Here is a 16,425-nt window from a genome sequence, read left to right as displayed (position 1 = left end):
AAGCCATGGATGTCGAAAATATTATTCAGAACAATCATTTCCTTACCCAAAGTGAGGTTGTCAAATTTCTTCTGGCCATTGTGCTCTGTGGGCTGATCGGTGCGGAAAGGGAATTCCGAAGCAAACAGGCCGGTCTGAAAACGATCATCATGATCGGCTTGGGCTCTACCCTGTTTACCGTTTTATCTATTAAACTTGGTGTGGGCAACAGTCATGACCGCATTGCCTCTAATATTGTAACCGGTATAGGTTTTTTGGGCGCCGGTGTTATTTTTAAGGAAGACAACCAGGTTAAAGGTTTAACCACAGCTTGTGTCATCTGGATTGTGGCGGCCATTGGGATGGCCATAGGTGCGGGTTATTTTGAACAGGCCCTGGGCGTGACCCTGGTGGTACTGGCCGCATTGCTCAGTTTTCCTTTTATAGAAGAGTTTGTAGAACACCGTTTTACCAAAAGAATATACCGGATTGTTAAGAAATTTGAAAACGAAAGCCTGGAAGAATATGAAGGGCACATCCGCTCTTCCAAATTAAAACTAACCAGGGGCAAACAGGAATTGAACAATGGCATCATCAGTGGTACCTGGATTGCGGTGGGCAGTCCGGAAAATCATAAAAATTTTGTAGACCAGATGCTCCGGGACGAAAAAATCATTGCCTTCGATTTTTAGAAAAGCCGCCGCTGCCAGACAGGAAAAATTAAGCACAGGAATTACGCTTCAAAGACCAGACAAAGCCAATTTTTAATTAAGTTTGCAGAACTATGCAAAGGGAACAGATCTCCGTATTTGATATTTTTAAAATTGGTGTTGGCCCATCGAGCTCACATACACTTGGTCCATGGCGCGCAGCCCAGCAATTTACGGCTTCACTGCGTAAAAACAACCTGCTTGACAATGTAGACCAGGTAAAGGTGCTGCTGTACGGTTCCCTTGCCAAAACCGGTAAAGGCCATGGAACGGACATTGCAATTTTACTGGGTATGAGCGGCGCTGACCCGGTTACTTTTGATGTCAATGCCATTGACTCTACGGTGGAGACCATTAAAAACATTCAGCAGCTGCAACTGGACGGGACCAGAAACATTCATTTCAATTATACCGAAGATTTAATTTTCCTTTTTCATGAAAGCCTTCCATTTCATCCCAATGCGGTGACTTTCCAGGCTTTTTTAAATACCGGTAAAGCTTTTTCAGAAACGTATTATTCCATAGGCGGGGGCTTTGTGGTCAAAGAAGGCGAAAATGGGAACGAAAAAGAACAGGTAGAGCTTCCTTTTCCGGTAGAGAAGGCTGCTGATCTTTTGCATTGGTGCCTGACTACGGGCCTTAAAGTTTCGGAGGTCGTAATGGAAAATGAGCTGGCCTGGCGAAAAGAAAATGAAACCAAAGAAGGCATTATGCAGCACTTTCATGTCATGAAAGACTGCACTTACCGGGGCTGTCATACCACAGGTTTTTTACCTGGTGGATTAAACGTGGCCAGACGGGCAGCAAGCCTGAACAAAAGACTGGTGGGTGAGCAGCCTTACAGTGATTACAAAAGCTGGATTATGGCCATCAGAAATGGCGGAAACGGATTCAATTATATTCTGGACTGGGTGAGTTGTTTCGCCCTTGCGGTCAATGAAGAAAATGCTTCTTTTGGACGTGTGGTCACTGCACCAACCAATGGTGCAGCAGGTGTGATCCCTGCCGTTTTACAATATTACATTACTTTCTGTGACGGTTACCAGGAGGATAAAATTATCCAGTTCATTGCCTGTGCCTCAGAAATTGGCAGCATCTTTAAAAAAGGGGCCACCATTTCGGCAGCCATGGGTGGTTGCCAGGCAGAAATCGGGGTCTCCTCGGCCATGGCCGCTGCAGCATTGACCGAATGTCTGGGCGGTTCGCAAAGACAGGTGATGATGGCCGCTGAAATTGCCATGGAACATCACCTGGGTTTAACTTGTGACCCTATTGGCGGACTGGTACAGGTTCCCTGTATTGAGCGCAACACCATGGGCGCCATTAAAGCCATTACCGCCAGCCAGCTGGCTTTGCAAAGCAATCCGGATAAAGCAAAAGTAAGCCTGGATGCAGTGGTCAACACCATGTGGGAAACCGCACTGGACATGAACTCCAAATATAAAGAAACTTCAGACGGCGGACTGGCCACCAATATTCCGATCAGTTTGCCCGAGTGCTGATTTATTTAAGGGCTTTAAGGACTGCCGGGCTCAGCAAGGCCACCCATTCGCTATACATTTTACCTGAAGGGTGAAGTCCGTCTGCGGCAATTAAAAAAGAGTTTGCAGCGGCGGTACGGGATTCCGGTGTAATGTCTGTATAACTGACACCCAAGGCGACTGTTTCAGCTTTATTGGCCGCATTAAAGGCGTCGATTTCAATAGCTATGTTCTGCCCGCCACGTCCGCTTTGCATCCCAAAAGGGGTTACGCCCCAGTCTGGAATAGACAGTACAAAAACATGTTCTTTCCGGCCTGCAGCAAAACCGATAGCCGTTTGCAACAATTCCCGGAACTCTTTACGATAGGTATCTATAGAATTTACCCTGTACTGGTTGTTTACCCCGATCAGTAAGGTCACCATGTCATAGACATCCTTATTACCGGAAGAAGAAATCGCAGATTGTAATTCTGCGGTCGTCCAACCGGTTTTGGCCAGGATCACAGGTGCAGAAAAGTTCAATCCCTGAACATTTAATGTGGACACCAGCTGATAAGGAAAACTTTCGCCCTGCGACACCGATTCCCCAATGGTATAGGAATCGCCAAGGGCAAGATATCGCTGTTGTTTTACGCCCGCTGGACCGCCGGTATTTACAGGTTGCCCTGCTGTTTGAACGGCCGGTTTTTCACAGGCCAGCAATACCAATAAAGACAACACAACAAGCGGGCTTTTCATACATGCAAATACGAAATCCCCTGCGCTGCGGATGTATTTTTACAGTACAATTTCCATTTCAAAAAGCGTTGCCAGGTGTTCCCGGAGCTTTAATTTCACCTCTTGCTGATCCGGTTCATAACCCAGCTCCCTTTTCATGGAGGTTACATCTTTATCATCGATTCCGCAGGGAACAATATTTTTAAAATAATCGAGGTCTGTGTTGACGTTAAATGCAAAACCATGCATGGTGACCCAGCGGCTGCACCTTACACCCATGGCGCAGATTTTTCGGGCTTTATCGTTATCTGCATCCAGCCATACCCCGGTGTAACCCGGGTACCTTCCTGCCTGGATCCCATAGTCCTTTAAAGTCAGTATAACCGCTTCTTCCAGCGTCCTGAGGTACAAATGAATGTCTGTAAAAAAATTGTCGAGGTCTAAAATCGGATAACCTACAATTTGCCCGGGCCCATGATAGGTAATGTCACCGCCCCGGTTAATTTTATAATAACTGGCCTGCTTTTCCTCCAATCCGCGTTCATCGAGCAGCAGGTTTTCAGGCAAACCGCTTTTTCCAAGGGTATAGACATGAGGGTGTTCACAAAAGACCAGCACATTAGATGTCTGCTGATCTAGGCCCTTTGTTCTGTTTTCTATTTTAAGGGCAACAATTTGGTTGAAGATTTCTTCCTGTTGTTCCCAGGCCTGTTTATAATCCACCAGACCCCAGTCTGCATACTGTACTTTCTTGTTCATCATTCGAAATAGCATTAAGCCATGACATAACCCAACATATAGCCGTCCTCTGTTCTGAAATAACTGGCGCTAAGTTCCTTTTTTTCTTCCGGAAGATCAACAAAAGCCCTAAGTACTCCGTTTTCCTGCAATGCAAAGGCCTGGATAAACATATCTTTTTTCAGCTCCAGTCCTTTTCTCCCGTTCCATTTATAAATGGCTTCTTTCACGCACCAGCAAACATATAAACCCGCTGTGCTCCGGTCCAGCGTTTTTTGTTCCAGTTCTCCCACAGAAAGGAACTTATGTTCAATTTTGTGTATCTTATCTTTCATCAGCTCGATATCCACCCCTACCTTTTTATCCCTGCTGATCATTACCGCTGCATAGTCGTAAGAATGGCTCAGCGAAATTTCATAATCGAAATTGACCAGATAGGGTTTCCCGTGGTCGTCCATGCGGCAATCAATGTATTCGGTCGTTTTTAACATGGTCCTGAGCAGTAATCTGGTGCTCAGCCAATGCAACAGCCGTTTACCATTGTTCAGCGAGGAAATGAAATCAAGTTCATGCTGTTTTAACTGTAAGCCGGAAATCAACTGCGCTTCTGTCTCTTCTATCTTCCATACAGAAAGTATGGTTTGGTCATCAATATGTTTATTAAAAACGATTGGCATCTCTATTTTGGGAAATCAATGGTAAAAGTATCTTAAATTAATCATAATTTAGCCCAAATCTTAATAAATGATACTTTCTGACAAACGCATTCTTGAAGAGATAGAAAAAGGCACCATTATCATTGAACCTTTCCGGCCCGAGTGCTTGGGCACAAATTCTTATGATGTCCATTTGGGCAAGTACCTGGCCACTTATAAGGACCGCATACTGGATGCGAAAGCACACAATACCATTGAACATTTTGAAATACCAAAAGATGGTTATGTCCTGCAACCGGGCACGCTCTATCTGGGGGTAACCATGGAATATACAGAAACGCATGTCCATGTACCCTTTCTGGAAGGCAAGTCCAGTACCGGACGTCTGGGCATTGACATTCATGCGACTGCCGGAAAAGGTGATGTTGGCTTTTGTAATACCTGGACACTGGAAATTTCATGCGCACAACCGGTAAGGATTTATGCCGGTATGCCCATCGGCCAATTAATTTACTTTCTGGTAGAAGGCAGCATCAGCACCATGTACAATACAAAAGGCAATGCCAAATACAACAATAAGACCACTAAACCCGTGGAAAGTATGATGTGGAAGAATAAGTTCTGACCTTCTGCAACATCTTTACAGCATATTGTAATAAAGCCTCAATACTCGTATATTGAGGCTTTATTTTTGTTAACCAGAACCACTAATGAAAACTAAATTAGTTTTAACGCTACTTCTTTTGGCAGGTACTTTTGCCGCTTTTAAAATAGAGGACAGCCCCTTTGCTGCCCTGTTGAAAAAAATGGAGGCCTACAATCAGAAATACCCGCAGGAGAAAGTCTATCTGCACCTGGACAAGCCTTATTATGCCATTGGAGACGACATCTGGTTTAAGGCCTATGTGATCAATACCCAGACCACAAGGCCAACCAATATCAGTGACATCCTTTATGTGGAACTGATCAGTGAATCGGATTCTGTAAAAAAACAATTAAAACTTCCTTTAATGGCCGGCATCAGCTGGGGCGATTTTAAACTGCCCGATTCGCTGCAGGAAGGGAATTACCGGATCAGGGCTTACACCCAATGGATGCGCAATGCAGGTCCTGAATTCTTTTTTGACAAGACCCTTAAAATTGGCAACGCCTGGGCAAACAAAGTTTTCACCAACGCAACCTATACCATTAGCCCTGAAGATAAAGCCCAAAAAATCAACAGCACCATCCGGTTTACCGACAAAGCAGGACATCCTTATACCGCAACCGAAATTAGCTATGTGGTACAAATGAACCTTAAGAATGTCCATAAGGGAAAGGCTGTAACCAACAATAATGGTGAAATTGACTTCAGTTTCCTCAATACGCATCCGGAATTAAAAACAGGGACCATTACTGCCACTCTGGCCTTACCGGACAAGCAAAAGGTAAGCAAAAACATACTGCTGAACCTGGCTTCCCAGGAGCTGGATGTTCAGTTTTTCCCCGAAGGTGGAAACCTGGTGGAAAATATTCCTTCCAAAGTCGCTTTTAAAGCCATTAACAGCGCTGGATTGGGTAAAGACATCAGCGGGACCCTTGTCGACAATGAAGGAACTGAGGTTACAAAATTCAATTCTTCGTACCTGGGAATGGGAAATTTCACATTAAACCCGCAGTCCGGTAAAACTTATACGGCAGTCCTTAAAATGCCCAACGGTTCTGAGCAAAAAGTAAACCTGCCCAAAGCCCAAAGCAGTGGTTACGTGCTTTCCGTGAACCTTGTAGACAGTACAAAATTCAGTGTCAGGTTATACATCAGTCAGGACAACCTGAACAAAGGCGAATTAAAACTTGTTGGCCAAAATAATGGAACCCTGTGCTTCTCCACTGTTGCAAAAACAGAAAAACAGGTCGTTTCAGTAAATATCCCTACTAAAGATATCCCTTCAGGAATTATACAGTTTACCCTGTTCGGCCCCAATAACGAGCCCGTTGCCGAAAGACTTGCTTTTGTCCATAACACCAACGATTTCATGGACCTGCAGCTACAGTCTGATAAAAAAACCTATCAAAAAAGAGAACAGGTAAAATTCAATTTATCTTCTGGTTTTGAGGGTAAACCTGTTCAGGGCAGCTTTTCTGTTTCGGTAACCAATACGACAATTGTTCAGCCAGACCTGGACAACGAAAGCAATATTTACACGAGTCTTTTATTGACCTCAGACCTTTCGGGTTATGTAGAAAAACCAAATCATTATTTTCAGGACCGCAGCGCCACTACACTTCATGAACTGGACAATCTTTTAATGACACAGGGCTGGAGAAGGTTTCTTTGGAAAAACGTCATCAATGACCTTCCGCCTCTCAACAGCTTTCAGCCAGAAAAGTCTTTAAAAATCAGTGGAACGATCACCACATTGGGGGGCAAACCTATTGAAAAAGGAAAAGTTTCCCTGTTCTCTTCTTCAGGCGGATTGTTTACCATTGATACACTTTCGGATGCAAACGGACGTTTTTCTTTTGACAACCTGATCTTTAATGACAGCACCAAATTTGTGGTACAGGCCAGGACAGGCAAAAACAAAAAAAATGTAGAAATTAAAATGGATGTTGTGCCCGGACAAATGGTCACCAAGAACAAAAACACAGGGGATATTGAGGTGAATGTAAATGAAGCCATTTCGGGCTATGTCAAAAAAAGTGAAAATTATTTCGAAGAACTGACCAGACGTGGATTGCTGCAGCGCAGCATTAACCTGAAGGAAGTTAATATTGTAGAAAAGAAAAATCCTGCAAAAAACTCTTCCAACCTCAATGGGGCAGGTCGTGCAGATGCAGTCATTACAGCGGAACAACTGGGCACCTGTGTTACCCTGAGCCAATGCCTTCAGGGCCGGGTTGCAGGACTGATGATCCGAAACGGACAAGCCTACCTAATGCGGTCCCAGGGTACCCCAATGAATATCGTTGTAGATGGTATGCCTATGGAACCGGATTTTCTGGACAACCTGAACCCTCAGGATGTGGAAACGATTGAAGTATTAAAATCCATTGGCAATACGGCCATTTACGGTATGCGCGGCGGCGGTGGTGTATTGGTGATTACCACCAAAAGGGGAGGCGGTAATTACAGTACAGTATATGCGCCCGGCATCATTACCTATAATCCCAAAGGTTATTATTCTTCCCGTCAGTTCTATTCCCCTAAATTTACGCCTCAGTCCAGCAGCAGACCAGATTTGAGAACAACCGTTTACTGGAACCCTCAGGTGGTCACCGATGCAGCTGGCAAAAAAGAATTTGATTATTACAATACCGACCTGCCCGGCCTTTACCGGGTGGTACTGGAAGGAATAAACGGTGCAGGGCAACTGGGCCGCAAGGTATACACCTATGAAGTAAAATAAATATGAATACGATTAAAGTTAGCATAAAAGACCGCCTGGCGATCATCACCCTTAACCGGGGAAAGTCAAACGCGCTGAACAGGGAAATGATTACCGAACTCAGCGACATGTTTACCAATATTTCTGCAGATGCGAATATTGGCGGGGTCATCATCACTGGTCAGGACCATTTTTTTTCGGCAGGCCTGGACCTCATTGAATTGTACCAGTACAATGAGCAGGATGTTAAATCTTTCTGGGAGCTCTTTTTGAATTTTTGCGCCACCATTACCAGCTTTAAAAAACCACTTGTTGCAGCAATAAATGGCCACAGTCCTGCAGGGGGCTGTGTGATTGCCCTGGCTTGTGATGCAAGGATTATGGCAGAAGGGAAATACATTATCGGACTGAACGAGGTACCAGTGGGCATTATTGTTCCAAACAGTATATTCAGTTTGTATTCTTTCTGGCTTGGAAAGGCTGGGGCCAGCAGAAGTTTACTGGAAGGACGTCTTTTTAATCCGGAAGAGGCTTTACAGGCCGGTCTGGTGGACGAGCTGGTCAAAGGTGAAAGTATTCTCACTGCAGCGGAAAGAAAAATCAGAAAATACATGGCTTTTGAAGCCAATACCTGGCAGCAAAGTAAACTGAACATCAGACAGGAACTGATTGCGGCAACCCAGGCAGACCAAAGTGCTTCTTTGGCCCTGATGCTCGAACAATGGTGGTCACCAGCCACCAGAAATATTCTGAAAACCATTATTGATAACCTTCAAAAAAAATAGGCTATGTACAATCAACCCATGCTGAGAGATGATGCCTTAAAAGGCAAAACCATTGTGATTACAGGTGGCGGTACCGGTTTGGGTAAAGCCATGGGCACCTATTTCCTGAAACTGGGTGCAAACCTGGTCATCACCAGCCGCAAACTGGAAGTGATCCGGCAAACAGCGGCAGAGCTGGAAAAAGAAACAGGCGGTAAAGTACTCGCCGTTGCCTGTGATGTACGGGAATATAGTCAGGTAGAACATGTGCTGGAAGAAAGCCTTAAGGCTTTTGGAAAGGTCGACGCTTTGTTGAACAATGCCGCCGGTAACTTCATTTCACCGACCGAAAGACTGTCGGCCAATGCTTTTTCTTCCATTATTGACATTGTACTCAAAGGCTCAGTCAATTGTACCCTAGCCTTTGGTAAACACTGGATCAAGGAAAAACAAACAGCAAACGTGTTAAACATTGTGACCACCTACGCCTTTACCGGTTCCGCTTATGTTGTACCTTCTGCATGCGCCAAAGGCGGTGTTTTGGCAATGACCCGTTCCCTTGCCGTAGAATGGGGAAAATATGGAATCAGGACCAATGCCATAGCACCTGGCCCATTTCCAACCAAAGGTGCCTGGGAACGCTTGCTTCCCGGAGACCTGGCAGAAAAATTTGACTTTAAAAACAGGGTTCCTTTAAAAAGGGTTGGGGACCATCAGGAACTGGCCAATCTGGCCGCATTTTTAATCAGCGATTTTGCCGGATACATTAACGGTGAAGTGATTACTATAGATGGTGGAGAATGGCTCCAGGGTGCCGGACAGTTTAATGGACTGGAGGCCGTCCCTAATGAAATGTGGGATGCTTTTGAGCAAATGACCAGATCTGCAAAAGGGAGTTAAACCTTTTGCAGATCTGACGCTTTACCAGCGGATTAAAGCACTGCCCCAGGTAAAACCAGAGCCGAAAGCGGCCAGGCAAACCAGATCACCCTCTTTGATCTTCCCCGCCTCCCAGGCTTCACACAGGGCTATGGGAACAGAGGCAGCGGTGGTATTGCCGTATTTTTGAATATTATTAAATACTTTTTCATCAGGCAGGCCCAGCAATTGCTGAACATACTGACTGATCCTCAGGTTGGCCTGATGGGGGACCAACAAATCTATATCCTGTGGTCCCAAATGATTTGCTTCCAGGGCCTCCTTAATGACTTCCGGAAATTTCACGACTGCTTTTTTGAAAACAGCAGGTCCATCCATATAAGGCAATGCGGCCCCGCTTTCGAGTTGTTCTGTAGTCATAAACAAACCACCCAGTTCCTGATCAGGATAGCCGGGCTGATCTCTCATCCATTTATTGGCATGGGCCCCCGGGTAATACATGGCCAAAATTTCTGCATCGGCCCCGTCACTGTGCAGGTGCGTACTCAATATGCCTTGCCCTTCGCGGTCTGCAGGCTGCAGGACTACTGCCCCGGCCCCATCTCCAAAAATAACAGAGACGTTCCTGCTGCGGGTATTGAAATCCATGGCAAAAGAATGTTTCTCGCTGCCCACCACCAATATGTTTTTGTACATCCCTGTTTTGATGAACTGGTCTGCGACAGAAAGTGCATATACAAAACCAGAACATTGGTTGCGGATATCCAGGGCACCAATTTCTTTCATTTTCATTTCCCTTTGCAGCAGGACCCCACAGCCAGGAAAATAATAGTCCGGACTTAAGGTAGCGAAAACAATAAAGTCAACATCCTGAGCTGTAATTCCTGCCCTTTCAAGGGCAATCTTCGACGCCTCAATGCCCATCGTTGTCGTTGTTTCTTCTAACCTGTCGGCAAAACGACGCTCTTTGATCCCCGTTCTTTCCTGAATCCAGGCATCGTTTGTATCCATGAACCTGGAAAGGTCATCATTGGTGTAAATGTTTTTTGGCACATAATAACCTATGCCTGCGATCTTGGAACTTTGCATTATACTTGGTTTAACTGCAAATTTTAAGCAAAAATAATTTTAGCTGCAACATTATTTTGAAATAAGCTTATTTTTGTATCATGTCCACTGAAACAAAAGAAGAAACTTTTACCCTGGAGGAAATTCTTTCCTCGCTGAAAACTTCACATCGCCTGATCTTATGGAACGATGATGTGAATACTTTTGATCACGTTATTCACTGTATGATGAAGTACCTGGACTATACAGAGTCCCAGGCTGAAAAAATAGCCTGGGAGGTTCATACCAAGGGAAAGTGTGCCATACTGGAAGGTTCTTTTACAGAAATGGAAATTTACCGTAAAATTCTTCAACAGGAAGGTCTCACCGTTTCTGTCGATTAATCCAGACTACTGAAAAGTACAGCCAGTTCTTCCTGGGTGGTCAGGGTTTTGTCTTTCGCATACCAGCCGTGAAGTTTTTCTGCAACCAGCAGCGCATCGGTATGCGCGGCTTTCCATTCTTTGAGCAAAGCCTGCAAAATGGCCGGTCTGGGGCCCCATTTAGCGAGCACCTCTCCCTTTTCATTTAAAATCAGCAGTACTGGAATGGCCCTTCCTCCACCAGTCAGATGTGCATCAATAAGGTCCAGGTGCTCATCCCGGAGTACAAAACGCAAAGAAAATCGTTCCGGGGCAACCAACTCCATTTTATGAAAGAGAGGTACAATTTGAGCTGCATCCCCGCACCATCCTTCAGAAATCACCAGCAACCTGTAAGAACCGGTTATTTTTTCAAGAATTGAAGTGAATTTTTCCTGAAGCACAATGGTCTTATCGACCCGGTTCATTCGTTGAATATTCATTTTGGTATAGTGAAGCATAGCCTGCGAGTCATCTTCGCCAGTCGTTTTTCCCTGCGCCAGCAGATCAGCGATCAACTTTCGGTAGGCTTCATAGTTTAATCCGTTCTTAACAAAAATATTACTGTAATTGATCATGATATAGCTGTAATAAAGTAGTTACTGGGGTCTTTTTTAAAATTCCTCGCCGTTACTTTGTCCTCTCTTAAAAAATAAAGAAAACGAAGATTATAGATGAAGAAGCAAGTATACAAAGTTCTCCTATTTGCGGTTGCAATTTGTATGATAACTGTAAAACTTAAAGCACAAAGTTCCGAAGGGTCCTCAACAAGCATCAGTGCAAAAATTATAGATGCACAAAACAGCCAGACCATCCCTTTTGCAACAGCCAGTGTGCTCAACAGAAGAACCAAAGCGACCGTAAAAGTAGCGCAGAGCGACGTCAATGGAATTTTAAAAATTACGGGCTTACCAAAAGGTGTTTTCACCTTTAAAATCAGCTATGTGGGTTATCAAACCATGGTACGGGACTCGGTGAACATTTCCGGAGCGGTCAAAGAAATTAATTTTGGTACCATTAAGATGAACCCAGCAAAGGGAACTGCACTCAACGAAGTTAAAATTACCGGGCAAAAGAGCACCATCCAGCTGGGTGTCGACAAAAAAGTATTTTCTGTGGACCAGAGCCTGGTGAGTGAAGGCGGATCGGCAGCAGACCTGCTTCAGAATGTACCAACGGTACAAACAGATATGGATGGAAACGTAAGCCTCAGGGGATCAACAGGGGTTAAAGTCCTGATCGACGGAAAACCTTCCCTAATTGCCGGCGGTGATGTGGCCACCATACTTCAGTCCATTCCTGCCAGTTCCATTGAAAGTGTGGAACTAATTACAAACCCTTCGGCTAAGTATGATGCTGAAGGACAGTCGGGCATCATCAACATTGTACTGAAAAGAAACAAGAAACTGGGGTTAAATGGTTCTGCGGCTTTAACGGCCGGAAACCGGGATAATTACAATGCCAATACCAGTTTGAGTTTTCAAAACAAAAAGATCAACCTGTATGGAAATTACAGCTATCGTTATGGCAAGCGTGTGGGGGGTGGATACAACAACATCACTTATTTAAACGGCACTTTCCCTACTGTATTTGCAGATCAGAATACCGACAGCAGGTCGCTTGACAAGGGCCATAATGTAAAAGCTGGTCTGGATTATTATGTGGCAGAAAAAAGTGTCCTGAGTTTCTCTGGTTCCTTCAACAGCCGCGACAACAACAGGAACGAATACCTGACCATTAACAAGCTGAATGGACAAAGAGGGCCTGTTGAACTGAGCAACCGGACAAATGCGACAGACGGAAACGGAAACAGTTATGACCTGAACCTTGATTTTACCCAGAAATTTAAAAAACCAAGAGAGGAACTGACCTTTAATTTTGGTTACTCAAAAGGAACCAACGATAATGCGCAGCTGTACACCACTGTTTTTAATTACCGCAAGGGAAGTTATGGTACTTTTCCAGACAGTGTCAATACCAATGATGGCTATGGCAGCAATAAAAACTACAACATCCAGGCCGATTATGCCTTGCCAATAGGCAAAACAGGAAAGTTTGAAGCAGGTTACCGCAGTCAGATCCGTTATGCAGACAACAATACCCTTTCCCGTACTTTAAATAATGCAACAGGAAATTACGACACCAACTTTATGCTGACCAATGATTTCAACAGCAAAGATCAGGTGCATGCCATTTATGCCAATTATCAGAACCAGTATAAAAATTTTGGTTATCAGCTGGGTTTAAGAGGCGAAGATGCCACTTTAAATACCCAGTCTGGTGCTTATTCTCCAAACAATGCCATAACCTATACTCCTGGAAAAGTGGCCTATACCAGGCTTTATCCGAGCGTTTTCCTAACCCAGAAATTTAAAGGGGAACAACAGGTACAATTGAGTTACAGCAGACGTGTCAACAGGCCAAGAGGCTGGGATACCAATCCTTTCCTGGATACCTCCGACCCGCTAAACTATCGCCAGGGAAATCCAAACCTAAGACCCGAAGATGTACACGCCTATGAATTAAGCTATAATAAATTCTGGCCCAAAGTAACCTTTATCACTACCGCCTATCTGCGCCAAACCAACGATGTGATCCAAAGGGTCAGGTCCCTGCCTGACAGTCTGGGGATTACCATCACGACCCCTCAAAACCTGGCCAAACAGGTGGCGACCGGATTGGAACTGATCGGAAAAATAGACCTGCTTAAAGCCTGGAATTTTACAGCCAATGTAAACCTATACCATAGTAAAATTACTGGTGCGGTACAAAACGACCTGCTGAACAACTCCGGTTTCAGCTGGGATGCCAACCTGACCAATAATTTTATCTTGCCGCACAACATTACCCTGCAAATTAAGGGGGATTATAATGCAGAGCAGGTACTTGCCCAGGGCACAAGAAGAGCGATGTACGGATTGGATGCCGGGGCCAAATACGATTTCAAAAACAAAAAATCTTCATTAAGCCTGAACGTAAGAAATATTCTGGATTCCAGAAACTGGAGTATGGTGACCAAAACAACCGGTACCCTTATTGATTTTAAAAGATACATGACCGGTCCTATGGCCAGCATTACCTATTCTTACCGTTTCGGTAAAACAGACTTTAGTTTCAAGAAAAACAAAAAGCCAGAACAGCAGCAGGAACAGCGCCCGGATGAAGGATCTTTTTAACCACCTATACCGCAGCTTCAGCTGCGGTATTTTTATATCCTGATTTTTTTGAAATTACATTTACGCCTCTTATTTATTTTAACGACACTCAGTTTTTACAGCTATGCACAGGTAAAACCCGCCTGCAGCATCAGGGGAAAAATCATTGACCTGGCCGCTGCATTACCTGTTCCGGCCGCAGTGCTTTCTTTATATGCGGCCGATTCAGAGCTGGTCCTTTTGACCACAGTCAGTGATGAGCAGGGAAATTTTCGTTTCCAGGCCTTAAAGCCGGGTGTGTATAAACTCCGGGTCAGTTATGTCGGGTTTAGCCCTTTGTTTGTTAAAGGCATTATTTTAGGGGAAAAGTCTTTAGAAAAGGATCTCGGTGCTTTAAAGATCAGTGCAGATCAGAACAGCCTGGCAGAGGTCAGCATCACAGCGGTCAAACCGGTCGTGGAAATGACTGCAGATATGATCACCTACAATGTAAACCAGTCTATATTGGGTGAAGGCAGTACTGCAACAGATATTTTAAAAAACGTGCCCATGGTACAGGTTGATATTGATGGCAATGCCACAATTGCCGGAAAAAGAAGCACCAGGGTATTTATCGATGGAAAACCTTCCGATTACATGACTTCCAATATTGCGGACCTGCTGAATGTACTGCCTTCTGATGCCATTGAAAAAATTGAAGTCATGACCAATCCACCGGTAAAATATTCTGCCGATGGGGAGGGCATTCTGAACATTGTTCTGAAAAAGGGATTTAAAATCGGTTTCAATGGAAATGCTGGCATTACTACAGGATTACAGGGCAATACCAATACAAACACCAATGCATCTTACAAAGCCAAAAGCTATTCTATTAATGGAAGTGCGGCCTACAGAACTGGAATTTATAAAAGTTCAGGACAGTCCTTCAGAGAAAACTATTTCCCGGATACCACCTTTTACTATGACCAGCACAACCAGGGCCGCAGCCGCAGCAGCGGGGGTAATTTCCGTTCGGGTTTAAACTGGGACATTGATACAAAACAAAACCTGCGTGTTTCGGTCAGCTACAACAAAAACAACAATAAAGGGAATTCCGGGACAATTTTTAATTACCTGGACCAATACAAAAACCTGAGCCGCATCCGGGACCAGCAGAATGAGAACCAGGGTAGCAATTACAACCTGTTTTTTAATACAGATTACGAATTAAAAATAGACAGCAATGGCCAGAAACTTTCTGTCGGATTGAGCCTGAGCCGCAACGCCAGCAAAGATTTCAGGCTGCTGGACCGTAAATACATATTTCCCCAATATGCAAACCCGGTGCTCCAGGAAAACAACAACAACATCGGGAACAAAGTGCTTAACCTTAACCTGGACTATGACAAACCGCTTTTTAATAAAAGAGACCAGCTGGAACTAGGCATACAATACAATTACAGAAAAAATGACAACGACCTGCTGGTACAGAATTTTGATTTCCAGCAACAGCAATATCTGATCAATATGGCATTGACCAGCCGGTTTCTCTATACAGAGCATATTCTTGGCGGGTATGCCTCCTATAGTTATAAGAAAAACGGCTGGGGCATTAAAACCGGAATCCGTTCAGAATTGACGTCCGTTAATTTCGACCTTTCCACTGGTGGTTCTTATGCGCTTAAACCTTATCTCAGTCTTTTTCCTAATTTTTCTGTAAGCCGTTTTTTCAGAAAAAGGTATACCATAGGCGCCAGCTACAGCATGAGAATCAACCGACCCAGGGAAAACAGCCTCAATCCGCAGATCAACAATAATGATCCCCTGAACATTTACTTCGGGAATCCCGGGCTTTCCCCTTCCTATACACACCAGATGGACATCAGTTTTGGTGTTTTTGGTGAAAAATGGTCCTTTACGCCCAGATTATCCTATTCCACGGCCAGGGGAGTCATTGAAAGATATAGAACTGTTGCACCAAACGGAGTTTCCCAGTCTACCTATGACAATGTCGGCACCAATAATTCCCTCGCCCTATTCCTGACCGGCAATTACCGACCAGGAAAAAAAGTAAGTCTGAATACCAATATGAGTGTAATCCGCAGCGACTACACTTCCCTGCTCAACAGCACTTTAAACCGGAACGGATTCAGTTTCAGGGCCGCCGGAGGACTTTCGTTACAACTTCCTTTTAAAACAGCCTTTGAATCAAACTTAACCTATTCCAGTAACCTGAATGCACAGGGCAGGACCCAGGGCTCATTAAATACCAGTTTTGCCGCCAGAAAATTATTTTTCGACAACAGACTGAACATCCGCATCAGCGGAACGGATCCTTTTGGCCGCAGGAACAATACTTTATATAACGAAGGGGCAAACTTCAGGTTAAACAGTTATTCTTCCAGCAACACCAGCAACCTGTCTCTGAGCATCAACTACCGGTTTACAAAGGTCCGCAAAAACCCCGCCCCACCTGCAACCTCAGTAAAATAAAGGGAAGCCAGGATTTATTTACATAAAACCAGAATT

General features: G+C 44.5%; 14 protein-coding genes. 9 read left to right on the top strand and 5 right to left on the bottom strand.

Annotation, left to right across the window (positions count from 1 at the left end):
* Positions 1–5: 5 nt before the first annotated feature.
* A complete protein-coding gene (locus B0O44_RS07570) occupies positions 6–671 on the top strand; it encodes an MgtC/SapB family protein (RefSeq protein WP_110828810.1) in 666 nt (221 codons plus the stop codon).
* Positions 672–763: 92 nt separating this feature from the next.
* Positions 764–2,191: an L-serine ammonia-lyase gene (locus tag B0O44_RS07565; protein ID WP_110828808.1), complete on the top strand. Its 1,428-nt coding sequence runs from the start codon at positions 764–766 to the stop codon at positions 2,189–2,191.
* Position 2,192: 1 nt separating this feature from the next.
* Here B0O44_RS07565 and B0O44_RS07560 read toward each other — a convergent pair whose 3' ends face one another.
* Genes B0O44_RS07560 through B0O44_RS07550 form a run of 3 tightly spaced genes read right to left on the bottom strand, consistent with a single transcriptional unit; the run spans position 2,193 to position 4,303 of the window.
* Complete coding sequence (locus B0O44_RS07560) at positions 2,193–2,909, bottom strand: SGNH/GDSL hydrolase family protein (protein ID WP_110828805.1); 717 nt, start codon at positions 2,907–2,909, stop codon at positions 2,193–2,195.
* 39 nt (positions 2,910–2,948) lie between these two features.
* Positions 2,949–3,647: a lipoyl(octanoyl) transferase LipB gene (lipB, locus tag B0O44_RS07555; protein ID WP_110828803.1), complete on the bottom strand. Its 699-nt coding sequence runs from the start codon at positions 3,645–3,647 to the stop codon at positions 2,949–2,951.
* Between the two features lie 14 nt (positions 3,648–3,661).
* Complete coding sequence (locus tag B0O44_RS07550; RefSeq protein ID WP_110828801.1) at positions 3,662–4,303, bottom strand: 4'-phosphopantetheinyl transferase family protein; 642 nt, start codon at positions 4,301–4,303, stop codon at positions 3,662–3,664.
* Between the two features lie 67 nt (positions 4,304–4,370).
* Here B0O44_RS07550 and dcd point away from each other — a divergent pair, with 67 nt between their 5' ends.
* From dcd to B0O44_RS07530, 4 genes are all read left to right on the top strand, one after another.
* On the top strand, positions 4,371–4,907 hold the full coding sequence (gene dcd / locus B0O44_RS07545) for a dCTP deaminase (protein ID WP_110828799.1): 537 nt from the start codon (positions 4,371–4,373) through the stop codon (positions 4,905–4,907).
* An 85-nt stretch (positions 4,908–4,992) separates the two neighbouring features.
* Positions 4,993–7,671, top strand: coding sequence for a carboxypeptidase-like regulatory domain-containing protein (locus B0O44_RS07540; RefSeq protein ID WP_110828797.1), 2,679 nt, complete (start codon positions 4,993–4,995; stop codon positions 7,669–7,671).
* A gap of 2 nt (positions 7,672–7,673) precedes the next feature.
* Positions 7,674–8,435, top strand: a complete 762-nt coding sequence (locus B0O44_RS07535) for an enoyl-CoA hydratase/isomerase family protein (RefSeq protein WP_110828796.1) — start codon at positions 7,674–7,676, stop codon at positions 8,433–8,435.
* A 3-nt stretch (positions 8,436–8,438) separates the two neighbouring features.
* A complete protein-coding gene (locus B0O44_RS07530) occupies positions 8,439–9,314 on the top strand; it encodes an SDR family oxidoreductase (RefSeq protein ID WP_110828794.1) in 876 nt (291 codons plus the stop codon).
* 21 nt (positions 9,315–9,335) lie between these two features.
* Here the strand turns inward: B0O44_RS07530 and B0O44_RS07525 are convergent, their stop codons facing one another.
* On the bottom strand, positions 9,336–10,382 hold the full coding sequence (locus B0O44_RS07525) for a 3-oxoacyl-ACP synthase III family protein (protein ID WP_110828791.1): 1,047 nt from the start codon (positions 10,380–10,382) through the stop codon (positions 9,336–9,338).
* Between the two features lie 80 nt (positions 10,383–10,462).
* Here B0O44_RS07525 and B0O44_RS07520 point away from each other — a divergent pair, with 80 nt between their 5' ends.
* Positions 10,463–10,744: an ATP-dependent Clp protease adaptor ClpS gene (locus tag B0O44_RS07520; RefSeq protein ID WP_110828789.1), complete on the top strand. Its 282-nt coding sequence runs from the start codon at positions 10,463–10,465 to the stop codon at positions 10,742–10,744.
* On the opposite strand, the gene B0O44_RS07515 is transcribed toward B0O44_RS07520, so the two are convergent.
* On the bottom strand, positions 10,741–11,340 hold the full coding sequence (locus tag B0O44_RS07515; RefSeq protein ID WP_110828787.1) for a thioredoxin family protein: 600 nt from the start codon (positions 11,338–11,340) through the stop codon (positions 10,741–10,743). The genes B0O44_RS07520 and B0O44_RS07515 overlap by 4 nt on opposite strands.
* A gap of 96 nt (positions 11,341–11,436) precedes the next feature.
* Here B0O44_RS07515 and B0O44_RS07510 point away from each other — a divergent pair, with 96 nt between their 5' ends.
* Positions 11,437–13,938, top strand: coding sequence for an outer membrane beta-barrel family protein (locus B0O44_RS07510; RefSeq protein ID WP_110828778.1), 2,502 nt, complete (start codon positions 11,437–11,439; stop codon positions 13,936–13,938).
* 48 nt (positions 13,939–13,986) lie between these two features.
* Positions 13,987–16,389 carry a TonB-dependent receptor gene (locus B0O44_RS07505; protein WP_110828776.1) on the top strand — a complete coding sequence of 801 codons (2,403 nt, stop codon included), beginning with the start codon at positions 13,987–13,989 and terminating at the stop codon, positions 16,387–16,389.
* Positions 16,390–16,425 lie beyond the last annotated feature (36 nt).

Origin of the sequence: Pedobacter nutrimenti, from assembly GCF_003208655.1 — a bacterium.
Lineage (GTDB): Bacteria > Bacteroidota > Bacteroidia > Sphingobacteriales > Sphingobacteriaceae > Pedobacter > Pedobacter nutrimenti.
This window is presented reverse-complemented; position numbering and strand designations above follow the sequence as displayed.